Origin of the sequence: Rothia sp. HMSC061C12, assembly GCF_001815755.1 — a bacterium.
Classification (GTDB): domain Bacteria; phylum Actinomycetota; class Actinomycetes; order Actinomycetales; family Micrococcaceae; genus Rothia; species Rothia mucilaginosa.
This window is the reverse complement of the sequence record NZ_KV821880.1, coordinates 85,635-109,190: the sequence shown is the minus strand read 5'-3', so window position 1 is coordinate 109,190 and position 23,556 is coordinate 85,635. Positions and strand designations below refer to the sequence as shown.

Sequence of the window (23,556 nt, the reverse complement as noted above, 5' to 3'; positions counted from 1 at the left end):
CAGTTTGGTATCCTAGCAGATAAAGTCATTCTTTAGAGGAAACCTTCAGGCTTAGATTAAGCTGCGGGTCTTCCGAAGCTGGAACACGGAACAATCGAGGAATACATGGACGCTGGAACTCCCCAGAACTACTTGGCAGTCATCAAGGTCGTTGGTATCGGCGGCGGTGGCGTCAACGCAGTCAACCGCATGATTGAGGTTGGTCTGCGCGGCGTTGAGTTCATTGCTATCAACACTGACGCTCAGGCTCTGCTGATGTCCGATGCAGACGTTAAGCTGGACGTTGGTCGTGAGCTGACCCGCGGTCTTGGCGCGGGCGCAAACCCCGAGGTTGGCCGTCAGGCAGCCGAGGATCACGCGCAGGAAATTGAGGAAGTCCTCAAGGGCGCAGACATGGTCTTTGTGACCGCAGGTGAGGGTGGTGGCACCGGTACCGGTGGCGCACCCGTCGTGGCACGTATTGCCCGCTCCCTCGGCGCTCTGACCATTGGTGTGGTGACCCGCCCCTTCACCTTCGAAGGCCGTCGCCGCTCCAACCAGGCTGAGACCGGTATCGCTGCTCTGCGCGATGAGGTTGATACCCTGATCGTTATTCCGAACGACCGACTGCTGTCGATTTCGGATCGCAACGTCTCCATGCTGGACGCATTCAAGTCCGCTGACCAGGTTCTGCTCTCCGGTGTGCAGGGCATTACCGACCTGATCACCACCCCCGGCCTGATCAACCTTGACTTCGCTGACGTTAAGTCCGTCATGCAGGGTGCTGGTTCGGCTCTGATGGGTATCGGCTCGGCATCCGGTGAGGACCGTGCCGTGAAGGCAGCTGAGCTGGCTATCGCTTCGCCGCTGCTGGAAGCATCCATCGACGGTGCACACGGCGTTCTGCTGTCCATTCAGGGTGGCTCCGACCTGGGTCTGTTCGAGATTAACGAGGCTGCACGCCTGGTTCAGGAAGTTGCTCACCCCGACGCAAACATCATCTTCGGTGCGGTTATTGACGACGCACTGGGCGATGAGGCTCGCGTGACCGTGATTGCTGCTGGCTTCGACGCAGTGAACCCGGAGACCAACTCCAACGCTTCCACTGCTGCGGCTACTCAGGCTCAGCGCACCCAGGCATCCTTCGGCGGTTCCACCGCTGCGGCTGCTCCGGCTGCTAACGGCTACGGCTACAACGCACCCGCTGCTGCTCCGGCTTCCACCGGCGCTGCTGGCTTCGACGTTGACCTTCCCCCGGTTGTGGAGGAAGCTCCGGCTCGCCGCGACACCCTGGACGTCCCTGACTTCCTGAAGTAGTCTGCCCGGCTGTGAACGCCTAAGCGTTGCACGGCTGAGAGTCTTATGAAGCTATAGGGGAGCTGAGAAACACGCACATTGTGCTGTTCTCGGCTCCCCTTTGCTATACCCGCCGTTATACCCGCTGACATCTGATGAAGGAATAGAAGATGAGCGATAACCCCAAAACTTCGCTGCTTGCCTCTGCCGATACCCGCACCCTGGGCCCCTGGCGTGTGCGGGTGGGTTTCACCTCCCGCGCGGCGGGCAACCTGGGCTTGCACGTGGACGATGAGCTCGGCGGCGGTATGGACGCCTCCCTGGTGCGCACCCTCAACCACCGTGCCGCCCTGGAGGAGGCGCTGGGTACCGAGCCGTTCTTCTACCTGAACCAGGTGCACGGCGTGCAGATTGCCTACCCGGAAGACTATGCGGTGGAATCCTACGCGCCCGGTGCGCCGCAGGAGCGTACGGTTGAGCGTGCCCGCGCGGTGCTGGAGAACTCCCCGGTCGCCGATGCGGCGATTAGCAGTGAGGGCGTGCCCCTGGCGATTATGGTGGCGGACTGCATTCCCGTGGTGCTGGTGGGTGAGCGGGTCGCGAACTGGCAACCGATCCTGGCGGTGGCTCATGCGGGTCGCCGTGGCCTGCTTGACGGCGTGCTCCAGCAGACCGTGCAGCGGATGCGTCAGCTCGGTGCGGAGAAAATTACCGCCTGGCTGGGTCCGAGCATCTGCGGTAGCTGCTACGAGGTGCCCGAGGCGATGCGCACCGAGTCCACCGAACTGATTCCGCAGGTGCATTCGGTGACCAGCCAACAGACCCCCGGCCTGGACCTGCCCGCCGGTGCCCGCGCCGTGCTGGAGGAGGCTGGCGTGCAGGTGAGCATGGACTGTGCGCAGTGCACGTTTGAGGAGCCCGAGGTGTATTCGCATCGCGGGTTCACGAACCGCGGTGAGAAGCCGGGCCGCATCGCAGGTCTGGTGTGGATTGAGAAGGCGGCAGAGCCCGCCGCCTAGAGCTGCTAAAGATAGAACCGCTAAAGATGAGCCGCTGAAGGAAAGAAGATGTCTGAAATGAACGTAGAAGAGAACCTGCAGTACACTCCCGAACGTGCCGAGCAGCTGCTGCAGAACTACCGCCGAGTGCTTGAGCGTATCCGCGCCGCGGAGCAGGACCACAGCGCTGTGCGTACCGAGGCGAGCGCCCCGGTGCAGCTGGTGACGGTCACAAAGTTCTTCCCCGCCTCCGACGCGGCGGCACTGCTGGATGGGGGAGTGACTCTTTTCGGTGAGAACCGCGACCAGGAGGCGAGCGCGAAGGCTCGCGAGCTTGCCGCATACTGTGCCCAGTATGAGGTGCAGCCCCCGCACTGGGCGTTTATTGGCCAGCTGCAGACGAACAAGGCGAAGTCTGTGGTCAAGTACGCCTCCAGCGTGCATTCGGTGGACCGCCCTTCCCTGGCGGACGCGCTGGAGAAGGCGTACGCAAACCAGCTGGCACGCTTCGAGGCGGGGGAGGCGCCCGCACCTGCGGCGGCGGAGCAGGGCGCGCTGACCTGCCTGGTGCAGGTGTCCCTGGCGGAGGTTGCGACGGCTGGCCACGCCGCCGAGGGCGCGCGCGGCGGTACGAGCGCCTCCGAGCTGCTGGAGCTGGTGGAGCGCATCGAGAATCACGAGCATCTGCGCTGTGGTGGCGTGATGGCGGTGGCGCCGCTGGGCATGAACCCGGATGCGGCGTTTGAGAAGCTCTATGGTTTGGCGTCGCTGGTGCGTGAGCAGGTGCCGCACGCGACCGAGATTTCCGCCGGTATGAGCGGGGATTTGGAGGCGGCGGTGCGCTGGGGCTCGACCTGCGTGCGCGTGGGTAGCGACATCATGGGTAAGCGCCCGGCGCTCTAGCCTCGCCTAAGCTACGCGCCGTGCGTAGCCTTTTCGAGCGCTGGGCTGTTTTCGAGTGCTGGGCTGCTTTCGGTGCAGACTGGCGGCATAATCATCGGTGCCCTTGACCGCCCGCGCGGGGTGGGCGCTGGTAATATATACATGCCGGTGCATGACGTACCGTCACGCACACACCTTCTGACGAAGCACCACGGCAGACCCTGTACACCACAAGCAAAGAACAGCGAGAGAATCATGGCGAAGCAAAGCCGTCTGGCGGGTTTCCTCGGCCTGGAACGATACCAGGACGCCGAGGCGACGCCGGAAGAATCCCCGCAGGCTGTGCAGGCTGACACCCGCAAGGAGGCGAACGCCTCCGCAGGGCAGGCTGCTACAGCGCAGAAGACCGATAGCGCCAACAGGCTCTCAGCACTGCCCGGCTCGGCACAGTACAGCGATGCCGAGTCGCAGAGCGAAACCTACCATCTGCAGGACGAACCCGCCTATACTGAACAGGAAGAGTACCTGCAGGCTGATAGCTACGATGACGGTACAGAAACCGAGTATCTGGACGCAGAAGAATCTGCCGACGGACGAGCAACCGTAGATGCAGCGGCACACGCCACCGCTCATACACCTGAAACCACAGCTGATCTGGCAGAAACCGAACAGACTTGGGACGACGCCAGCGCAGACAATTGGGAGGACACCCCGGTGCCGAATACCGAATACACCGAGCAGTACGCCGATACGTACTCCAACGACGGCTACTACGAACAGGGCTACGCGCCCGAAGAAACCAACGGATACACCTACGGTTACGAGGAAGAAGAGGACGAATTGCGTCGTATCACCACTATCCACCCCCGCTCCTACAATGACGCAAAGATCATTGGTGAGGCATTCCGCGAGAACATCCCCGTGATTATGAACGTGGAAGAAATGCCTGACGCAGACGCAAAGCGCCTGGTGGACTTCGCATCCGGTCTGGCATTCGCACTGGAGGGCCGCATTGAGCGCGTCACCGCTAAGGTGTTCCTGCTGACCCCCTCCAACCTGGAGGTTCTGGGCGTGGCTAACTCCGAGGTTCCCGCCGGCTTTGAGACCGACGGCGAATTCCCCTTCGACCAGGGCTAAGGACTGATAGATGGGTTATATTTTCGCCCTCATTACGATTATTCTGTACGTTCTCTACGTCTCCATGCTGCTGCGCATGCTCTTTGACTGGGTACGCATGTTCGCTCCGGGATGGCGCCCGAAGGGCATCGTTCTGCTCTTCGCTAGCGGCGTGTACGCGGTGACGGACTGGCCGATGAACCTGTTGCGTCGTCTGATTCCGCCGGTGCGTGTGGGTAACGTTGCGTTGGATACCGGTTTTCTGATTCTGATTGTTCTGCTGTCTTTCCTGCTGAACATCATGACGACGATTACCGCGAAGCTGTCCTAACGTGCCCCTCCATCGGAGAGATACGAGAACTAGGCATGAGAGCCCCGCTTGCGCTTGGCATCCTGACATGGGATGACGTGCTGGCGGGGTTTTCTGTACCCAATTTCTGGGCCGAGAAGAACCTCCCGCGAGGGGGGAGAGACGAATACAGCCGGCGTCGAATCATGCGAAATGCACCCGCGAGCAGATATCGAGCTTGATTACGGCGGGGATAGGGATAAACGCAGCGCGTGGTGAATCCCACCCTTGCGCCGAGCGAATATTTTACGATTCAACCGACGTGTAACCGGGCACAGAAACCAAAGAATAGTAGAATTGGTGCCAACGACTGCATAGCGGAATAGCCATGCCCTGACCCATCGGGACCCTGAATTATCGGGGATCACGACCTATCTGGCTGGTGAATCCGCGGCACTCATCTTCACCACCAAACACCGTAGGGATACCCAGAGGAGAAGCCCATGGCAATCACCCCCGAAGACCTGATCACTAAGAGCTTCAAGATCGTAACCGAAGAGTCCGGTTACGACCGCAACGAGGTCGACGACTTCTTGGACGAGCTTGTTGTCGAACTGCGCGCACTCTACTCCGATCGTGACGCTCTGGAGCGTCAGGTTGAGCAGCTCTCTGCAAATGCACCCGATTCCCCCGCAGCAGCTGTAGCACCCGCACAGTCCTCGGCGGCATCGGCTGCACCTCAGGATGCGGCGGCGTTGCTCGCCATGGCACAGAAGGTTCACGACGACTACGTGGCACAGGGCGAGAAGGCTAAGGCTGAACTGCTCGAAGAGGCAGAGAGGAAGGCAGACGCTATGGTGAGCGAAGCTCAGCAGCAGCGCGAAGAGGTTCTCTCCCGCCTCACCGACGAGAAGGAAGAGCTGGAGATCGCTGTTGAGGCTCTGCGCGGCTTCGAGAGCCGCTACCGCTCCAAGCTGCTGCAGCACCTGGACGCACAGGTTCAGGAGCTGAAGAACCTCAAGTCCATCGAGGCTTCCGCATAAATCAGCGTGCCTAAATAAGCTAACGACGCTTTGAAGCGTATGCCGCCCGGATTCTTTCTCTTCCACCGCTATTCACCGGGGAAGATCGAAAGAACCGGGCGGTATTCTCATGCCCGCCCGGCACGGCCTAAAAACCCAGCGTGCAAAGCGGGGGAGAGCACCCGCCACATCACCGCCGAATACTCGATGCGCTACCCCTATTTGCTAAGCTAGAGGGGCACTATCGAACGCGAGCGCGCCCTGTCTCCGTACCATGGGGCCTCCGCACCGTAGGCGCCACAACCGGAACAGACCGCAGCAACCGGCACAGACTAGAGGAGAGCTATGACCAACACCCCCAAGACTGCTGAATCCTCAGTCGCACAGGCTAGCGATAACGCCGCCGAAGAAGCCACTGGACGCCGCGTGCGCATCCTTTCGGCTCGCTCCGCGGGGATTCTCGCGCTCGTGCTCGCCGCCGTCGTGTTCGCTATCGACCAGGGCACCAAATACCTGGTCGTTACCCAGATGCAGTTGGGGGAGCGCATCACCGTCATTGACGGGCTTCTGTGGTGGTACTCAATCCGTAACTCCGGCGCCGCATTCAGCATGGGTGAGAACGTCACCTGGGTCTTCACCCTCGTCATGGTCGTCGCCGCAGCCGTGGTGCTCTACCTGCTGCGCCGCACCCGCGCCCTGTCCTGGACCCTCGCCCTGGGCGGACTGCTCGGCGGTATCTGCGGCAACCTTTTCGACCGTCTCTTCCGCGAGCCCGGCTTCGGTTCCGGCCACGTGGTTGACTTTATTTCCGTACCGAACTTCGCGATTTTCAATATTGCAGACTCCGCAATCTGCGTGTGCATGGCGTTCATCGTGCTGCTGAACTTCAAGGGCCTGAACCTCAACGGCACTCGCGTGCAGGCTGACGATAAGAGCACCGACAAAAAGAGCGCCAAATAGCTTCCTGCCCGGCTGCATCGCCGTTACACGTGCCTATAGCCGTTCTCATACAGACGACCCCTCACACAGACAACCAAAGCAAACACCACCCGAAGGAGAGCCGCATGAGCGAAACCACCAACGCCGCCGAAGATACGGCACGCATCCGCGCCGAATTCACCGTTGAAGGCGCGCTCGCCGGTATGCGCCTGGACGCCGCGCTCGCCGGTGCCCTCGATGCGCCGCGCACCCGCACCTCCGGGTGGATTCGTGACGGTCACGTGACCGTGACCAACAATGGCAAGTCCGTGAAAATCGGCAAGTCCTACAAGCTGTCCGCAGGGGACGAGGTCGTCGTGGATGCACCCGCACCGCGCGATCTGGCGGACATCCGCCCCGAGAAGGTGGATGGCTTCCGCATCGTGCACCTGGACGAGGACATCGTTGTGGTGGACAAACCCGCAGGCGTGGCGGCACACCCCTCACCCGGCTGGCACGGTCCCACCGTCATCTCCGCGCTCATGGGCGAGGGCATTTCGGTTGCTACCTCCGGCGCGGCAGAACGCCAGGGCATTGTGCACCGCCTGGACGTGGGCACCAGCGGCCTGATGGTCGTAGCCCGCAGCGAACGCGCCTACACCGAACTCAAGCGAGCCTTCAAGGAACGCACTGTGGACAAGGTCTACCACACCCTCGTGCAGGGCCTGCCCGACCCGCTGCGTGGCACCATCGACGCACCCATCGGCCGCCACCCCGGCAACGAATGGAAGTTCGCCGTGGTCGAAGACGGACGCAACTCCATCACCCACTACGATGTGCTCGAAGCGTTTGGTCCCGCATCCCTGGTGGAGGTACACCTGGAAACCGGGCGCACCCACCAGATTCGTGTGCACTTCTCCGCGCTGCGCCACCCCTGCTGCGGTGACCTGACCTACGGCGCAGACCCGCGCTTTAGCGCCGAACTGGGTTTGACCCGCCAGTGGTTGCACGCGCACCGCCTGGGCTTCGATCACCCCGGCACCGGCGAGCGCGTGACCTTCACCAGCGAGTACCCGCTCGACCTGTCCTACGCGCTGACCGCTCTGCGCGAGGGTAAGGTTCAGCTCGGCTAGACAGCTCGGTTCGGCTAGACAGCCCAGCTAGGTAGAGCCACCCGCGGGCCGCCGCACACAGCTTCACATTCACCGCCCATCCTCCAGTCCACACCTCCAGGAGATTCCCGTGGCAACCAAAGAATTTACGCACCTGCATGTGCACACCGAGTACTCCATGCTCGACGGTGCCGCGCGCCTGGGTGACCTGTTCACCCACGCTAAAGAACTCGGCATGAAGTCCATGGCGACTAGTGACCACGGCTTCCTCTTTGGTGCCTTCGACTTCTGGCGCCAGGCTAAAGCGCACGACATCAAGCCCATCATTGGTGTGGAGGCGTACCTGACCCCCGGCACGCACCGCACCGACCGTTCGCGTGTGCGCTGGGGCGACGGCTCCCGTGACGACGTTTCCGGTGGTGGCGCGTACACCCACATGACCATGTGGGCTGAAACCACTGAGGGCATGCACAACCTGTTCCGTGCCTCCTCGATTGCGTCGCTGGAAGGTCAGCTGTACAAGCCGCGTATGGACCGCGAGGTGCTGCAGACCTACTCGAAGGGCCTGATTGCCACCACCGGCTGCCCCTCCGGTGAGGTTCAGACGCGCCTGCGCCTGGGTCAGTTCGACGAGGCGGTCCAGGCGGCGAGTGAATTCCGCGATATTTTCGGCAAAGATAACTTCTACTGCGAGGTCATGGACCACGGCCTGGACATTGAACGCAACGTCCAGGAGGATCTGCACCGCCTCGCCAAGAAGCTGAACCTGCCCTTCGTCGCCACCAACGACCTGCACTACACCCGCCAGGAAGACCACACCGCCCACGCGGCGCTGCTGTGCGTACAGTCCGGCTCGACCCTCACCGACCCCAAGCGCTTCAAGTTCGACGCGGATAACTTCTACCTGCGCTCTGCAGAAGAAATGTACGCCCTGTTCGGCGACATTCCCGGCGCGTGCGAGAACACCCTCGAAATCGCTGAACGCTGCAACGTGGAGTTCAACACCAAGGCGAACTACATGCCGAACTTCCCCGTGCCCGAGGGCGAAAACGAGGAATCCTGGTTCGTGAAGGAGGTCGAGAAGGGCCTGCACTACCGCTTCCCGGACGGTGTGCCCGACAAGGTGCGCAAGCAGGCAGAGTACGAGGTGGGGGTTATTACCTCCATGGGCTTCCCCGGCTACTTCCTCGTGGTCGCCGACTTTATCAACTGGGCTAAGCGCAACGGTATTCGCGTGGGCCCCGGCCGTGGCTCCGGTGCAGGCTCCATGGTCGCGTACGCGATGCGTATTACCGACCTGAACCCGCTCGACCACGACCTAATTTTCGAGCGATTCCTCAACCCCGACCGCGTCTCCATGCCCGACTTCGATGTGGACTTTGACGATCGTCGCCGCGGCGAAGTCATCGACTACGTGACCGAAAAGTACGGTGAAGAGAAGGTCGCGCAGATTGTCACCTTCGGCACCATTAAGGCGAAGCAGGCGCTCAAGGACGCCTCCCGCGTGATGGACCAGCCGTACTCGGTGGGCGAGCGCCTCACCAAGGCGATGCCGCCGGACGTCATGGGCAAGAACATTGCTCTGGAGAACGTGTACAACGAAGAGGATAAGCGCTACGCCGAGGCGGCAGATTTGCGCGCCCTCATTGAGGACCCGGTCGATAAGATTTACGGCCAGGTGTTCGAGACTGCGAAGGGCCTGGAGGGCCTGAAGCGTCAGTGGGGCGTGCACGCCGCGGGCGTGATTATGTCCAGCAAGAACCTGGTGGATGTGATTCCCGTGATGCGCCGCGAGGCTGACGGCCAGGTCATTACCCAGTTCGATTACCCCACCTGTGAGGGCCTGGGCCTGATCAAAATGGACTTCCTGGGTCTGCGTAACCTCACCATCATCTCCGATGCGGTGGAGAACATTAAGGTCAACCGAGGCATCGACCTGGACCTTGAATCCCTCTCGCTGGACGACCCGGAATCGTACCGTCTGCTGGCGCGCGGTGACACCCTCGGTGTGTTCCAGCTCGATGGCGGCCCGATGCGCTCGCTGCTCAAGCTCATGGAGCCCGAGGAGTTCGAGCACATTTCGGCAGTGTTGGCGCTGTACCGTCCCGGCCCGATGGGCGCGAACTCGCACACCAACTACGCTCTGCGTAAGAACGGTAAGCAGGAGATTGAGCCGATTCACCCCGAGCTGGAAGAGCCGCTGAAGGACATTCTGGACACCACCTACGGCCTGATTGTGTATCAGGAGCAGGTTATGGCGATTGCGCAGAAGGTCGCGAACTACACTCTGGGTGAGGCAGACCTGCTGCGCCGTGCGATGGGTAAGAAGAAGAAGGCGGAGCTGGATAAGCAGTACGCTACCTTCCACGACGGCATGATTTCTAACGGCTACTCTGAGGGCGCTATTAAGGCGCTCTGGGATATTCTGCTGCCGTTCTCTGACTACGCGTTCAACAAGGCGCACACGGCTGCGTACGGTCTGGTGTCGTACTGGACGGCGTACCTGAAGGCGCATTACCCGCAGGAGTACATGGCTGCGCTGCTGACCAGCGTGGGCGATAACAAGGACAAGCTCGCGCTGTACCTGAACGAGTGCCGCGCCATGGGCATTACCGTGCTCGCGCCGGATGTGAACGAGTCCACCCTGACCTTCGCCCCTGTCGGTGACGATATCCGCTTCGGTATGGGCGCGATCCGTAACGTGGGCGCGAACGTGGTCGAAGGTATGATTGCCGCCCGCGAGGAGAAGGGACGCTACGAGTCCTTCAACGACTTCCTGAAGAAGGTGCCGCTGCAGGTGTGCAATAAGCGCACCATCGAGTCGCTCATTAAGGCGGGCGCTTTCGACGACCTGGGCCATACGCGCCGTTCGCTGTCGCTCATTCACGAGGCGGCAGTGGACGCAGCCGTGGCGGTCAAGCGTAAGGAAGCGGCGGGTCAGTTCGACCTCTTCGGCTCCCTCGGAATGGATGACACCCTGGGTGATGAGCTGACCGTGACCATCCCCGACGTGCCCGAGTGGGACCGCCGTGAGAAGCTGAACTTTGAGCGTGACATGCTGGGCCTGTACGTTTCGGACCACCCGCTGCGCGGACTGGAGCGTGCGCTCTCGGATGCCGCAAGCCATTCGGTACACGACATCATCGGTGAAGACTCGCACGTGCGCGACGGCGAAACCGTTACCATTGCGGGTATGCTCACCGGCGTTTCGCGTCGTATCGCCAAGTCCAGCGGTAACCAGTACGCCTCCGTGGAGCTGGAAGACCCCTCGGGCGCAACCATTACGGTCATGTTCTTCTCCCGCGCCTACGAGACGATGGGCGCCGCCCTGGCGGACGACCTCATCTGCTCGATTCGTGGCCGCGTGCAGCGCCGCGACGACGGTAGCGTGAACATGAGCGCGCAGGAACTGCAGATCCTGGAAATCAGCGATGACGGCCGCGCCGCACCCATCACCATCGTGGTACCCGAGTACCTGGTGACCGAGGCGAACCTGAAGGAGCTGAAGGAGACCCTGCGCGACCACAAGGGCACCGCGGATGTGCGCATGCTCATCCGCACCCGCGATAAGGAGCAACTGGTGCTTCTGGACGCTAGTGTGCGTGTGGAACCGAACCCGAGCCTCTTCGGTGAAATCAAGACGATTTTCGGTCCGAGCTGCATTCGACGCTAAACATATATAACCCCGCAAGGTGGGAATGACAGGGTGGATTCTGCATAGCAGAGTCCACCCTGAGCGTATATTCACTCACAACATACGGTGTATCCGCTCTATATCACGGTAGAATAGGTATAAATATTCTTGAGCGCTGTATACGCGGGCGCTAGCGCCCAGCCAAGGAGAAACAATGTACTGCCCCTATTGCAAGCACACCGACTCGCGCGTGGTGGATTCCCGCACCACCGATGACGGCGCCGCAATTCGCCGCCGCCGCCAGTGCACCTCCTGCGCTCGCCGCTTCACGACCGTTGAAACCACCACCATTTCGGTGATTAAGCGTTCCGGCGTGACCGAGCCTTTTGACCGTTCGAAGATTGCCGCGGGCGTGCGTAAGGCATGCCAGGGCCGCCCCGTGGGTGAGGATGATTTGGCGAAGCTCGCCCAGGAGGTTGAGGAGCTGATTCGTGCTCGCGGTCTGGCGGAGATTAACGCGCACGAGGTGGGTCTGACCATCCTGGAGCCGCTGTCGAAGCTGGACGCGGTCGCCTACCTGCGTTTTGCGAGCGTGTACCAGGCCTTTGAGAACCTTGAAGACTTTGAGGAGGCGATTGCGCGTCTGCGTGAGGACCGCATCGCCCAGTAACTAGCTAGCACAGTAACTGACTAGCACAGCCACTAGCTAACCCAGTAGCTAATGAGCTCAGCCGCCGCTACATGAGCGGCGGCATACAGAAGGGACCGCCTTCCGAATGATTCGGAAGGCGGTCCCTTCGTACGTATGTGAAGCGCTATCCGAGGCGGATAGCAGGAAGCAAGCCCTTACGCTTCGCCGCGGCGCTGACGCGGCCGCGGGTCAAGCAGGTTCAGGAAAACCTTACGCTTCGCCGCGGCGCTGACGCTCCGGCAGCATGCCGCCAGCCCACAGTGCCGCACCCACAATACCCGCGTTGTTACGCAGGGCAGCCATGACCATGGGGGTACGAATCTGATCCTCAAAGTAGGGCATGAACTTCTCCGGGTTCTTGGAGATGCCGCCGCCAATGATGAACAGGTCGGGGGAGAAGAGCATCTGTACGTGCTCGAAGTAGCGGTACAGGCGCTTGCCGTACTTCTTCCAGGACAGCTCGTGCACCTCGCGGGCACGAGCGGAAGCCTGAGACTCGGCGTTGTGGCCGTCAATCTCCAGGTGGCCCAGCTCGGTGTTCGGGATCAGCACGCCGTTGTTGATGAGGGCGGAGCCGATGCCGGTGCCCAGGGTGATGACAGCAATCAGGCCGTCACGGTTACGGCCCTGACCGTAGGTTGCCTCAGCCAGACCGGCTGCGTCAGCGTCGTTGAGACCGTAGACGGTACGGCCGCCCAGCGCCTCGCTCATGACCTGCTCCAGGTCGGTGTTAATCCAGGAATCGTCCACGTTAGCTGCGGAGAAGACCATGCCGTTCTTCACCACTGCGGGGAAGTCGATGCCGACAGCGGACTCGGGGTCCGGTGCCAGGTCGCGACCCTGCAGCTCGTCGACTACGCGGCGTACAACCTCAGCCACAGCGGCGGGGGTTGCGGGCTTGGGGGTGTCAATGCGGAAACGGTCCGAAACGAGGTTACCGGTGCGCAGGTCGACGATGCCGCCCTTAATGCCGGTGCCTCCAATGTCCACACCAATCTGCAGGTCCTTGGGGGTGGGTTCGGGCAGGTCGTTGATGAGGCCGGGCTCAGCGTAGTTAGCCATGATTTCCTTTCTTTCCTTCGCCTGAGCGGAGGAACATATCTGCGCTATCGAGTGATAATGAATAGATGGTCCGGCAGGTTAGCCGTAAAACTTAGATGCCTAAGACAACAACTTAGGGCAGGGTGAGGATGTCCGCGCCGTCAGCGGTCACCACGAGGGTGTGCTCGAACTGCGCGGTGCGCTTGCGGTCGCGGGTGACCACGGTCCAGTCGTCATCCCACAGGTCCCATTCGATGGTGCCGAGGGTCAGCATGGGCTCAATGGTGAAAATCATGCCCTCACGAATCTCGGTGTCGTAGGCGGGTGCCGCATCGTAGTGGGGGATGATGAGGCCCGAGTGGAACTCACGACCCACACCGTGACCGGTGTAGTCGCGAACCACGCCGTAACCGAAACGTGCCGCATACTTCTCAATGACGCGACCAATCACGTTAATCTGGCGGCCCGGCTTCACAGCCTTAATCGCACGGTTCAGGGACTCTTCGGTGCGCTCAACCAGCAGGCGGGACTCTTCGTCCACGTTGCCGACGAGTAGGGTCTTGTTGGTGTCGCCGTGCATGCCGTCCAGGTATGCGGTGACGTCCAGGTTGAGGATGTCGCCGTCCTCCAGCACGGTGGAGTCCGGGATGCCGTGGCAGATGACCTCGTTCAGGGAGGTGCACACGGACTTGGGGTAGCCGCGGTAATCCACGGTGGAGGGGTACGCGCCGTGGTCGCAAATGTATTCGTGGACCAGCACGTCAATCTCGTCGGTGGTGGTGCCGGGCACGCAAATCTTGGATGCTTCAACAATGGCGCCTGCCGCAATCTTGCCGGCTGCGCGAACCCGCTCAACTTCCTCGGGGGTGTACATGTTCGAGTCGTTACCCTCGTTGGCGGTGGGCTTACCCACGTACTCGGGGCGAACAATGTGCGAGGGGACCGGGCGCATGGGGGTGATGCGTCCGGGGGTCAGACAACCCACGGGTGCTCGACCGGGCTCTGCAGGAAGATTGTGCGAAGTATTCGTTTTGGTTGAAGACATAGTTTCATCTTACCGGGCGTGGGCGGGTTGTGTCCCTTGCTCAGGCGCTAAAAAAGCGGCGGATACATAAGCCGTACCTTTTTCCCAGATTGTGAATAAAATTTCATGCACCCCAGCGGCAAAACTGTGCGCAGCGGAAGGCAGAGGCGGAAGACCCTGGAGGGGGAGCGCCGTGAGAAGCTCTGCCCGCCTCGTTGCCACGAACCTATGTGCGTGAGAAACTAGAAACACCAGCCCCTCACCGTCGAAGGAGAACCCATGAGTGAGAAGAAAAACCGCCTGAGCGAAGCCATCGAATCGGCGGTCGAAAAGACCCTGAACTCCGCGACCGAAGCCACCAGCCCGCATCCCGAAGAGTACTGGTACAACCTCAAAACCGGCGAGGTTGAGCGCGGCCAGCAGAGCGCCGTCACCTCCCTGTGGGGCCCCTTCAAAACCTACGAGGAGGCGGCACACGCCATGGACCGCGCCCGCGAACGCAACGAAGCTTGGGATAAGGACAGCGACTGGAGCTAAAGATTCAACGCTCCCGGCGTTGTTTGAGGCTACCAACACCACAAAAAGTTTGAGACACAGAAGATCCCCGCACCCGGAGCACCGGATACGGGGGTCTTTCTTCATCAAGTTTTTCTTCTCACGCTTTTCTTCTCAGCCTAAAGCCTACTCAAAAGTGTGCTCAGCCGCCGGGAACTCACCCGAACGAACCTGCTCACGATAAGCACGCGCAGCGTCCTCCATGACCTGACCGACCTGCGCAAACTGCTTCACAAAACGCGGCACGCGACCGGAACGAACACCCATCATGTCCTGCCACACCAGCACCTGACCGGTCGTCACATTCGAGGCACCAATACCAATAGTCGGTACAGCGCCCACAGCATCATCCACCAGCTGCGCAGTCTGGGTAGTCACCATCTCCATCAGCACGCAGAACGCGCCAGCCTCAGCCAGCGCCACCGCATCCTCACGAACACGCTCAGATGCATCGCCGCGGCCCTGCACACGGAAACCGCCCAGAGCATGCTCCGACTGCGGGGTGAAACCAACATGCGCCACCACCGGAATACCGGTACGCACCAGGGCGCGAACCCACTCGGTCATCGAGGCATCCGCCTCAATCTTGACCGCGTGCGCGCCGCCCTCCTTCATCAGGCGAACAGCGCTCGCCACCGCCTGCTGCGGCGACTGCTCGTAGGAGCCAAACGGCAGATCGGCAACCACCATGGCGCGGGAAGCACCGCGAGAAACCGCCGCAACCAGCGGAATCATCTCATCCAGGGTAATGGTCAGGGTCGATTCGTAACCGAGCACCACATTCGCCGCGGAATCGCCAACCAGTAGCATGTCGATGCCCGCGCGATCAAAAATCTGCGCGGTCAGGGCGTCATAGCAGGTCAGCATGGAGAACTTCTGCCCGGTCGCCTTAGCCTGCGCCAGGTGAACGGTACGAACCTTCTTGACGGTGTCCAGGTCAAAAGGCTTCGACGCAGAAGCAGTCGCGGGAGCATCCGCGGAGGTAGCGGCAGGCTGTGCCGCGTAGGGCGAAGAGATCTCGGAAGAACGCTCAGTAGTCATGCTGACTATTCTAACCCTGTACGGCTCCAACCTGGCGTACCGCTCACCACGAGGGAACAACTATGCCTAGTTCCAGATGAGGTTAATGTAGTAGGTCGGGAACGATGCAGCGGCGTTCTTATTCATCAGCTCCGGAACAGCGGAAGAAGCATCACTAAACTCACGCGGCAAATCGCGCTGAATGAGAGCCTGCTGCACCAGCGCATCCCAGTACAGCTGCATGATCGAATAGGTGCAGACTTCCTTCACGACGTCCTCCGCGTAGGACTCCCACGCAGGGAGCGCTGCATCGTTATCGAAGAAACCCTCATAGCCCTGAGACAGGCCCGTATCGCAGGCGTTCACCGCGTTCTTCGCGTACTGCAGCCAGTAGCTACGGCTCAGCTCATCGGTGGTGTTGAAAGTAAACGCCTCATAGTCTGCCTTCAGCAGGGCGTAAGACGCCTGAATAGAACCGGCAAGCGGGGCGTGCGAAGAGAAGACAATAACGTCCAGAAGAGCAGCGATGTACTCCATCTGCACCTTCTCGTAGGTAATGCCGGAAGGCTGAACCGGACCAGAATGCATCTGCACCAACGCCTCCACCGCGTTAATGAAACGCTCAATGTCGGCGGTCGCCTTCACCATCAGATTCAGCAGACGCTGAACACACTGATAATCCTCAGAAATCTGCGAGAACACGCCAAAGGACAGGACGCCACGTTCCGAAGCAGCCGTCGCCAGAATCTGGCTCGTCAGACGCTGGCTCTCCGCCTCCGCCTTCGCCACGCTTACCAGCAGGGCACCGCAATACGCCAGCGCGCGGCCATCCACCAGCTGAGGCTGCTGCCGATGCAACGGCAAAAGACGCTCATGAATCTGACGGAAAATAGCGCTCTGCGTCAAAGCCTTCTTGCCCAGCTCCTCAGTCTTCAACAGCACAGTATCCGCCGAGAAATCACGCGGCACGAAGCGACGAGCATCCGGCGCAGTAAACGGCGAATAGGGGCGGCCCATCACCGGCTGCAACAGCGACATCGTGGTAAACAGTGAAAAACGAGCCGCCACCGGGTACAGCGAATCCGGGTAGTTCGGCGCATCCGGCGCGTTGACACGCTCCGTGCACAGAGTCAACCAGGTCTGCTCCACCGCCCGATCAGATGTAATGCCAACACCCATACCCAGGATGCTCTCACCGAACGCCTCCGACGGAAGCTTGCCGGGGTTCATGGCACGCGCCTGCATGAGCGCCACAGCCAGCTCCACCGTATAGTTCGTGCGGCGCTTCTTGCCCGCCTCGTCAAGGTGCTGGAACGGACGCACGCCCGCAATCTTCTGACCGCGCGCCAGCGTATGTAGTTCCTTATTCATGGCGAACTGCTGCGGGTTACGCTGCATCATCTTCGACACCTCGTAAGCGCTCTTACGGTTCAGCTTCTCACGGCGCTGAGCACCCTCAGCCGACAGCGCATCATACTTGCCGCGGCTTGCGTGAACATACCAGGAACGAATTACCTGAAGCGGCAAGAAGAAGAAAGTGTACTTCCACGACCAACTAAAAATAATGACCGGAATAGCCGCACTCGAACCCAAACGGCCCGTGTAACCGGTCCAGATGAACTCCACAAACGCACCAACCAGCGCCCACAACGCCACGGTGCGGGTCCTAAACGCCACACGGGAGGGGCGGTCCAGCAGGTAGGTCGCACCACCGGTCTTGTTATTCTTCATGACTGTCGGGCCAAAGACTGCAACCGCAAAAAGACAGACCAGATACAACACCAAGAAAACAATGGGGGCGGCAATAAGTAGCAGCCACTCAAGCCCGGTGGGGTCAGCAGCAACGATGCTGGTCGCCAGCGGAAGCTGCGCCAATGGAAACTGCTCCGACGGAAACTGCACAGTCGAGGGAAGAATGGAATGTAGCATACTCCCATTATCGCAAGGCGACCCCGCTCCCCGCCCCGAGAACCGTCATATGCTAGGTATCTGAACCTGCTTGGCATCTGAGTAAAACCCACACCGCAGAAAAGTGGGGGAGCGGCCCCGATACCGCCCAGAATCTGAGCTACCGCGGCGCAGAAAAAGAGAATTTACACAAACGAAACCTCCCACCCGCGCGACGCACAGCAGAACCCGATAGGCTAGATAACAACAGGACACACGCCGGGGCAAGGAGGCGCCAGCACCGCTGGTACACAACCCGCCGGAACCCCTTGGAACCCCAAGGGACATGCAGGACCTTCCGCAACAGGGTCTTCCTCACCTCGGCAGCAAATTTAGCGCGCCTCCGCCACCCACAGACGGGTACCACGCGGATGCGCGCCCGCACCGAGAGGGCAACTCATGGACCGTCAACAGGAATTCGTACTGCGCACCATCGAAGAGCGCGACATCCGCTTCATCCGCCTCTGGTTCACCGACGTGGTCGGCACCCTCAAATCCGTCGCGCTCGCGCCCGCCGAGGTAGAAAGCGCCTTCGACGAGGGCCTGGGCTTCGATGGTTCCTCGATTGAGGGTTTCTCCCGCATCTACGAATCCGACATGCTGCTGCAGCCGGACCCCTCCACCTTCCAGATCCTGCCCTGGCGCGGTGAAGAAGACATCACCTCCCGCATGTTCTGTGACGTACTCACCCCCGACGGTGAAATCAGCGCATCCGACACCCGCGGCGTGCTCAAGCGCGTACTCAACAAAGCTGCGGAGATGGGCTTCACCTGCTACACCTCGCCCGAAATTGAGTTCTATCTGCTCGAATCCTCCAAGCTCGGCGCCGACGGATTCCCCGTGCCCGTGGACTACGAATCCTACTTCGACCACACCCCCGGCGGCATCGTGCAGGACTTCCGCCGCAAGGCAGTGACCATGCTCGAAGAAGTTGGCATCTCCGTCGAATTCAGCCACCACGAAACCGGCCCCGGCCAGAATGAAATCGACCTGCGCCACGCCGACGCCCTGCAGACCGCCGACAACGTCATGACCTTCCGCACCGTCATCAAGGAAGTCGCCTACTCGCTGGGCATGTACGCAACCTTCATGCCCAAGCCCTTCACCAAGTACGCCGGCAGCGGCATGCACACCCACTTCTCCCTCTTCGAAGGCGACACCAACGCATTCTTCGAAGCCGGCGCCGAATACCAGCTGTCCAAGACCGCGCGCCACTTCATCGCCGGTGTGCTCAAGCACGCCCCCGAATTCACCGCGGTCACCAACCAGTTCATCAACTCCTACAAGCGCCTCTGGGGCGGCGGCGAGGCACCCTCCTACGTCTCCTGGGGCCACAACAACCGCTCCGCCCTCGTGCGTGTGCCTCTGTACAAGCCGAACAAGATGCAGTCCGCCCGCATCGAGTACCGCGGCCTGGACTCAGCATCGAACCCGTACCTCGCCTACGCGGTGATTCTCGCAGCAGGCCTGAAGGGCATCGAAAACGAGTACCCGCTCATGCCCGCCGTGACCGAAGACCTCGCCGCCATGACCAACGCCGAACGCCGCGCCATGGGCTACAACCCGCTGCCCGCGTCCCTGCGTGAAGCCATCAATATCACCGAAGAATCCGAGTTCATGGCGGAGGTTCTGGGCGAGCAGGTCTTCGAGCAGTTCCTGCGCAATAAGCGCGCCGACTGGGACCAGTACCAGGCTCAGGTGACCCCCTACGAGCTCAAGCACAACCTCGGAATCCTCTAACGGCTGGATCCTCTCACCTCCTCACAGGATGAGTGAGCGCTGACAGCCTCAGGGCGGTACCCGCTACCGGTAACACGCCGGCGGGTACCGCCCACAGGTGTATCAGCATCGCTTTTTATCCCGCCGAAATTTATACTCTCTACCCACAGTTCTCACGCTATGACTGACAGCTCTCACTACCCGGTCACCGGGCTCATCCGCATTGTTGACCCCGCCAAAGAACCCAAGCCGCTGACCGACATCGCCCCCGATGCGCTCGACGACGAGCAACGCGCCGAAGCCGAACGCAAAGCCCAGCTACGCCTGCGCACCCGCATGATCGCCACCGGCTTCCACGACCCGTCCAAGGCAGAACGCTGGCTCAACGCACCCGAACTGAAGCACGTCTCGCAGGATGCGCTCTTTGCCGGGCTGCGCCTCGCGCCCTCACCGGATATTGCCCTGCCCGCCCTCGTGCGCCTCATCGAGAAGCACCCGGCGGTCGCCGAACGCGCCAACCGCGGCGACAAAGAATTCGGCATGTACCGCCTGCTCGGCGCATCCCAGGCGATTGGCGATTTTCTCTACCGCCGCCCCGAACACATTGACCCGCTCTTCGACACGCAGGTGTACCCGGCTGAGAGCGCGCTGATTCGCTCCCAGCACCCGGCGTCGATTCTGCCGGAAACCGACGGGGAATTCCTGACCCCCATCGCACCGCTGGACACCCCCTACCGCCGTGACATCCTCACCGCCCTCGGTGCCGACCCCCACGCGGAGCGTCCGCGCGCTGCCGCCGAGCAGACCGGCAAAGACGGCTACGTGACCCTGCGCGTCGCCTACCGCGCCGCCCTGGCGCGCATCGCCCTGCTCGACGTGTGCTGTGAAGACCCGGTCGAAATGATGCCCACCATCGGTCGTCACCTCGCCGATTTGGCTGCCGCCGCGCTGGAGGGTGCACTCGCCATTGCCCGCACCGAAGTGGCGGAGGGGCTGGGCCCCGGCCTGGCGGCTCCTCGCCGAGGCGAAGCCGTAGACGCCCTGGACTTGGCGATTATCGGTATGGGTAAGTGCGGTGCCCGCGAGCTGAACTACATCTCTGACGTTGACGTGGTGTACGTGGTTGCGCCCGTGGAACCCGCCACCGCTGGCGCCGCGCCTCATGCCGGGGCAGAAGGGGAGAGCACCCCGCTCAAGCTCACCGAGAACGAATGTTCCACCATCGGCACGGAGCTCGTGCACGCCCTCACCCGCGCCATCATGGGCCCCGCACCCGAACCCGCCCTCTGGGAAGTCGACGCGAACCTGCGACCCGAAGGCAAGGACGGCCCGCTCGTTCGCACCGTCGAATCCTACGTTCAGTACTACAAGCGCTGGGCGGAAAACTGGGAGTTCCAGGCGCTGCTCAAGGCGCGCCCCATCGCCGGTTCGGCGCAGCTGGGTGCCCGCTACGCCCGCGCCATTGACCCCTTCGTGTGGGAGTCCGCCGCCCGTGAATCCTTCGTGGAATCCGTGCAGGCGATGCGCGCCCGGGTGACCGACAATATTCCCTCGAACCAGGTGGACCGCCAGATTAAGCTGGGTCCGGGCGGCCTGCGCGATATTGAGTTCACCGTGCAGCTGCTGCAGCTCGTGCACGGTCGAACCGACCCCGCTGTGCGCACCAAATCCACCGTGGATTCCCTCGCGGCGCTGACCGCCGTCAGCTACATTAGCCGCACCGACGCCGAAGCATTCAGCCGCGACTACAAGAAGCTGCGCGTGCTCGAGCACCGCATCCAGTTGCAGCAGCTGCGCCGCACCCACCTGATGCCCGAGAAGGAAGCCGAACAGCGCGCTCTTGCCCGCTCGATTCTCTCCCCGGAACGCAACGGCACGCTCTCCGCCGAGCAGATGCTGAAGGCGTGGCAGAAAATTAAACGGAATGTCCGTTCTCTGCACGAGCGAATCTTCTTCCGCCCGCTACTCGCCGCTGTCTCCACGCTCAGCCGCGACGAAGTGGTGCTCAGCGAACAGGCGGCACAGGACCGTCTTGCGGCGCTGGGCTACCGCGACCCGCGCGGCGCCATGCGCCACATCAAGGCACTCACCACGGGACTTTCCCGTAGCGCAGACATTCAGCGGCACCTCATGCCCGTGCTACTGGGCTGGTTCGCCCGCGGCGTGGACGCGGACGCCGGTCTGCTCGGATTCCGCATCGTCTCCGAATCGCTCGGCAGCACCAGCTGGTACCTGCGCATGCTCCGCGACTCGCCCGCAGCCGCCGAACGCCTCAGCCAGCTGCTCTCCAGCTCACGCCCCATGACCGACCTGCTCGAGGACGCTTCCGCCTCCATCGCCTGGCTGGACAAGGTTGCCGACCTCAAACCGCTGGGGGAGGAGGCTCTCGCCTCCGAGATTTCCTCCCTGCTGGCACGCCACGCGGACGCAGCCGAGGCGATGCGCGCCGTGCGCTACCTGCGCCGCCGCGAAACCCTGCGCACCGCCATGGGCTGGGCCCTGGGCATCGTCGACGTTGAGGACACCTGCGCCGGTCTTGCCGCCATTGATGAGTGCACAATCGGTGCGGCGCTGCAGATTGCCCTGCGTGAACTCCAAGCGGCACCGGAAAGCGCCGAAGCTGAGGCGACAGCGGGGGAGAAGCTGCTCACCCGCATCGCCGTCATCGGCATGGGCCGCCTCGGCGGCGCCGAGAACGGCTTCGGCTCCGACGCGGACGTCATGTTCGTTCACGAACCCCTCGACGGGGCCGACGAAGACGCCGCACAGGAACAGGCGGCACGCATTGTCAACCGCACCCTGGCGCTCCTCAAGCAGCCGGTGAAGCCCGCCATTCGTGCCGAACGGCCCCTCGAAGTGGACGCCGACTTGCGCCCCGAAGGCAAGCAGGGCGCTATTGTGCGATCGCTGGACTCCTACCGCTCCTACTACGAGCGATGGGCGGAAACCTGGGAGTTCCAGGCGCTCACCCGCGCCCGCCCCATCGCCGGCGACGAGGCGCTAGGCGAGGCTTTCGTGGAGCTCATCGACCCGTACCGCTACCCGGCAACTTTCACGCCCGAACAGGTGCAGCAGATTCGCCGCATGAAAGCGCGCGTTGAGAACGAACGCATGCCGCACGGTGCCGACCGCACCCGCCAGCTCAAGCTCGGCCGCGGCGGCCTCTCTGACGTGGAATGGCTGGTCCAGCTCGTGCAGCTGCGCCACGCGCACGTCGTGCCGGGGCTACGAACCACCTCCACCCTGAAGGCGCTAAACGCCGCGGTTGAGGCGGGGCTGGTCGAGGCCGCGGACGCTGAAGTCCTCAGCGGCGCCTGGCTACTCGCCACGAAGATTCGCGGCGGCAACGTACTGCGCGGCGTGCGCCAATCCGACACCCTACCCTCGGGACGCGCCGACTTGGAAGCAATCGCCCGCTGGTGCGGATACCCCGCCGGCAGCGCGCGCGCCCTCGAAGAGGACTACCTGCGCCAAACCCGCAACGCCCGCAAAGTCTACGAGCGACTCTTCTTCGAAGAACTCTAAAAATCACAGGCGCGGAATTCATGGGGGAGGGGCGGGGAACCAATTTTGGCTCCCCGCCTCTCTTTTTCGTTCTCTTTTGAAAAAATTTTGCGGACGTTCTGCAGACATCGTGGAGGACATCGTGTGCCCGCTGCTGCCCTCACGGGAACAGTAACCACCCCAAAACCCCAAAAATGTGACCGGCACCATGAAAATAAATTTTGCTCGCGCACCTCAAAAACGAGCCCAAATACCCCGTTCTGCCCCGGAAACATGCGGAACACAAGGCATTCTGCAAAGGATTTGGCAAACACTCAAAAACCCCGTATAGTATTTACCTGTCAGCACGACGGAGCGAAAAACTCCTCGTCATGATTCAAATTGAATACGCTGATATGCGGTTGTAGCTCAGTTGGTAGAGCACCACCTTGCCAAGGTGGATGTCGCGAGTTCAAGTCTCGTCAACCGCTCGTAAGGACTCCAAGAGTTCGAACGCGTTCCCTCGTGGAGCGTATGCGGTGAGGTGGTCGAGTGGTTAGGCAGCGGCCTGCAAAGCCGTGTACGCGGGTTCGAATCCCGTCCTCACCTCGCAACAAAACAACTGTTTTGTGAGCGCGATTGGCGCAGCGGTAGCGCGCTTCCCTGACACGGAAGAGGTCACTGGTTCGATCCCAGTATCGCGCACAAATGAAGCCCTGATTCTTCGGAATCAGGGCTTTTGTGTTTAACTTTTTAGTTTTGGTTTAGGAGGGATGGTGCCCTCCTTGTTCCTACAGGGGACCCGCCCTCGCTTCGCTTCGGGCACCCTG

Annotated in this window: 16 protein-coding genes, 3 tRNA genes and 1 pseudogene; 16 read left to right on the top strand and 4 right to left on the bottom strand. The window is 61.6% G+C overall.

Features of this window, described 5'->3' with window-relative positions; translation table 11 throughout:
• Positions 1-105: 105 nt before the first annotated feature.
• The 10 genes and pseudogenes from ftsZ (at position 106) to nrdR (ending at position 11,916) form a co-directional block, all read left to right on the top strand.
• Positions 106-1,296, top strand: a complete 1,191-nt coding sequence (gene ftsZ / locus HMPREF3055_RS08750) for a cell division protein FtsZ (protein ID WP_005507755.1) — start codon at positions 106-108, stop codon at positions 1,294-1,296.
• A gap of 149 nt (positions 1,297-1,445) precedes the next feature.
• Entirely contained in the window at positions 1,446-2,294 is an 849-nt protein-coding gene (locus HMPREF3055_RS08745; protein ID WP_049340724.1) for a purine nucleoside phosphorylase YfiH/LACC1 family protein, read from the top strand.
• 48 nt (positions 2,295-2,342) lie between these two features.
• Positions 2,343-3,176, top strand: coding sequence for a YggS family pyridoxal phosphate-dependent enzyme (locus HMPREF3055_RS08740; RefSeq protein ID WP_070738859.1), 834 nt, complete (start codon positions 2,343-2,345; stop codon positions 3,174-3,176).
• Between the two features lie 804 nt (positions 3,177-3,980).
• Positions 3,981-4,292 (top strand): annotated as a pseudogene (locus tag HMPREF3055_RS09470) (cell division protein SepF); the annotation flags it as partial.
• 10 nt (positions 4,293-4,302) lie between these two features.
• Positions 4,303-4,602, top strand: a complete 300-nt coding sequence (locus tag HMPREF3055_RS08730; RefSeq protein ID WP_005507764.1) for a YggT family protein — start codon at positions 4,303-4,305, stop codon at positions 4,600-4,602.
• A gap of 461 nt (positions 4,603-5,063) precedes the next feature.
• Positions 5,064-5,603 carry a DivIVA domain-containing protein gene (locus HMPREF3055_RS08725; RefSeq protein ID WP_049340716.1) on the top strand — a complete coding sequence of 180 codons (540 nt, stop codon included), beginning with the start codon at positions 5,064-5,066 and terminating at the stop codon, positions 5,601-5,603.
• A 324-nt stretch (positions 5,604-5,927) separates the two neighbouring features.
• Positions 5,928-6,542: a signal peptidase II gene (lspA, locus tag HMPREF3055_RS08720; RefSeq protein ID WP_070738857.1), complete on the top strand. Its 615-nt coding sequence runs from the start codon at positions 5,928-5,930 to the stop codon at positions 6,540-6,542.
• Positions 6,543-6,646: 104 nt separating this feature from the next.
• Entirely contained in the window at positions 6,647-7,633 is a 987-nt protein-coding gene (locus tag HMPREF3055_RS08715; RefSeq protein WP_049350345.1) for an RluA family pseudouridine synthase, read from the top strand.
• A 109-nt stretch (positions 7,634-7,742) separates the two neighbouring features.
• Positions 7,743-11,285 (top strand): DNA polymerase III subunit alpha, encoded by a 3,543-nt coding sequence (gene dnaE, locus HMPREF3055_RS08710; RefSeq protein WP_070738856.1) that lies wholly within the window; start codon positions 7,743-7,745, stop codon positions 11,283-11,285.
• 175 nt (positions 11,286-11,460) lie between these two features.
• A complete protein-coding gene (nrdR, locus tag HMPREF3055_RS08705; protein WP_005506525.1) occupies positions 11,461-11,916 on the top strand; it encodes a transcriptional regulator NrdR in 456 nt (151 codons plus the stop codon).
• A 231-nt stretch (positions 11,917-12,147) separates the two neighbouring features.
• Here the strand turns inward: nrdR and ppgK are convergent, their stop codons facing one another.
• On the bottom strand, positions 12,148-12,999 hold the full coding sequence (ppgK, locus tag HMPREF3055_RS08700; protein ID WP_070506710.1) for a polyphosphate--glucose phosphotransferase: 852 nt from the start codon (positions 12,997-12,999) through the stop codon (positions 12,148-12,150).
• Between the two features lie 112 nt (positions 13,000-13,111).
• On the bottom strand, positions 13,112-14,023 hold the full coding sequence (gene map, locus HMPREF3055_RS08695; protein WP_005506520.1) for a type I methionyl aminopeptidase: 912 nt from the start codon (positions 14,021-14,023) through the stop codon (positions 13,112-13,114).
• A 258-nt stretch (positions 14,024-14,281) separates the two neighbouring features.
• Here map and HMPREF3055_RS08690 point away from each other — a divergent pair, with 258 nt between their 5' ends.
• Positions 14,282-14,539 carry a hypothetical protein gene (locus HMPREF3055_RS08690; RefSeq protein ID WP_083313480.1) on the top strand — a complete coding sequence of 86 codons (258 nt, stop codon included), beginning with the start codon at positions 14,282-14,284 and terminating at the stop codon, positions 14,537-14,539.
• A gap of 144 nt (positions 14,540-14,683) precedes the next feature.
• On the opposite strand, the gene panB is transcribed toward HMPREF3055_RS08690, so the two are convergent.
• Both panB and HMPREF3055_RS08680 read right to left on the bottom strand, forming a co-directional pair.
• Positions 14,684-15,598 carry a 3-methyl-2-oxobutanoate hydroxymethyltransferase gene (panB, locus tag HMPREF3055_RS08685; RefSeq protein WP_070738855.1) on the bottom strand — a complete coding sequence of 305 codons (915 nt, stop codon included), beginning with the start codon at positions 15,596-15,598 and terminating at the stop codon, positions 14,684-14,686.
• A gap of 66 nt (positions 15,599-15,664) precedes the next feature.
• Positions 15,665-17,506, bottom strand: a complete 1,842-nt coding sequence (locus HMPREF3055_RS08680; protein WP_070738854.1) for a geranylgeranyl pyrophosphate synthase — start codon at positions 17,504-17,506, stop codon at positions 15,665-15,667.
• A gap of 417 nt (positions 17,507-17,923) precedes the next feature.
• On the opposite strand from HMPREF3055_RS08680, the gene glnA reads away from it, so the two are divergent.
• The 5 genes from glnA to HMPREF3055_RS08655 all read left to right on the top strand — a co-directional run bounded on the left by glnA (position 17,924) and on the right by HMPREF3055_RS08655 (position 23,431).
• A complete protein-coding gene (gene glnA, locus HMPREF3055_RS08675; RefSeq protein WP_049340701.1) occupies positions 17,924-19,264 on the top strand; it encodes a type I glutamate--ammonia ligase in 1,341 nt (446 codons plus the stop codon).
• 159 nt (positions 19,265-19,423) lie between these two features.
• Positions 19,424-22,768 carry a bifunctional [glutamine synthetase] adenylyltransferase/[glutamine synthetase]-adenylyl-L-tyrosine phosphorylase gene (locus HMPREF3055_RS08670; RefSeq protein ID WP_210399390.1) on the top strand — a complete coding sequence of 1,115 codons (3,345 nt, stop codon included), beginning with the start codon at positions 19,424-19,426 and terminating at the stop codon, positions 22,766-22,768.
• Positions 22,769-23,144: 376 nt separating this feature from the next.
• Positions 23,145-23,217 (top strand) — tRNA-Gly (locus tag HMPREF3055_RS08665).
• Positions 23,218-23,264: 47 nt separating this feature from the next.
• Positions 23,265-23,335 (top strand) — tRNA-Cys (locus HMPREF3055_RS08660).
• A gap of 24 nt (positions 23,336-23,359) precedes the next feature.
• Positions 23,360-23,431: transfer RNA gene (locus tag HMPREF3055_RS08655), tRNA-Val, on the top strand.
• Positions 23,432-23,556: the final 125 nt, after the last annotated feature.

Bases quoted from the DNA above. Each gene is read 5' to 3' on its own strand.
- ftsZ (WP_005507755.1), top strand. From the start codon at position 106: ATGGACGCTGGAACTCCCCAGAACTACTTGGCAGTCATCAAGGTCGTT.
- HMPREF3055_RS08745 (WP_049340724.1), top strand. From the start codon at position 1,446: ATGAGCGATAACCCCAAAACTTCGCTGCTTGCCTCTGCCGATACCCGC.
- HMPREF3055_RS08740 (WP_070738859.1), top strand. From the start codon at position 2,343: ATGTCTGAAATGAACGTAGAAGAGAACCTGCAGTACACTCCCGAACGT.
- HMPREF3055_RS08730 (WP_005507764.1), top strand. From the start codon at position 4,303: ATGGGTTATATTTTCGCCCTCATTACGATTATTCTGTACGTTCTCTAC.
- HMPREF3055_RS08725 (WP_049340716.1), top strand. From the start codon at position 5,064: ATGGCAATCACCCCCGAAGACCTGATCACTAAGAGCTTCAAGATCGTA.
- lspA (WP_070738857.1), top strand. From the start codon at position 5,928: ATGACCAACACCCCCAAGACTGCTGAATCCTCAGTCGCACAGGCTAGC.
- HMPREF3055_RS08715 (WP_049350345.1), top strand. From the start codon at position 6,647: ATGAGCGAAACCACCAACGCCGCCGAAGATACGGCACGCATCCGCGCC.
- nrdR (WP_005506525.1), top strand. From the start codon at position 11,461: ATGTACTGCCCCTATTGCAAGCACACCGACTCGCGCGTGGTGGATTCC.
- ppgK (WP_070506710.1), bottom strand. From the start codon at position 12,999: ATGGCTAACTACGCTGAGCCCGGCCTCATCAACGACCTGCCCGAACCC.
- map (WP_005506520.1), bottom strand. From the start codon at position 14,023: ATGTCTTCAACCAAAACGAATACTTCGCACAATCTTCCTGCAGAGCCC.
- HMPREF3055_RS08690 (WP_083313480.1), top strand. From the start codon at position 14,282: ATGAGTGAGAAGAAAAACCGCCTGAGCGAAGCCATCGAATCGGCGGTC.
- panB (WP_070738855.1), bottom strand. From the start codon at position 15,598: ATGACTACTGAGCGTTCTTCCGAGATCTCTTCGCCCTACGCGGCACAG.
- HMPREF3055_RS08680 (WP_070738854.1), bottom strand. From the start codon at position 17,506: ATGCTACATTCCATTCTTCCCTCGACTGTGCAGTTTCCGTCGGAGCAG.
- glnA (WP_049340701.1), top strand. From the start codon at position 17,924: ATGGACCGTCAACAGGAATTCGTACTGCGCACCATCGAAGAGCGCGAC.
- HMPREF3055_RS08670 (WP_210399390.1), top strand. From the start codon at position 19,424: ATGACTGACAGCTCTCACTACCCGGTCACCGGGCTCATCCGCATTGTT.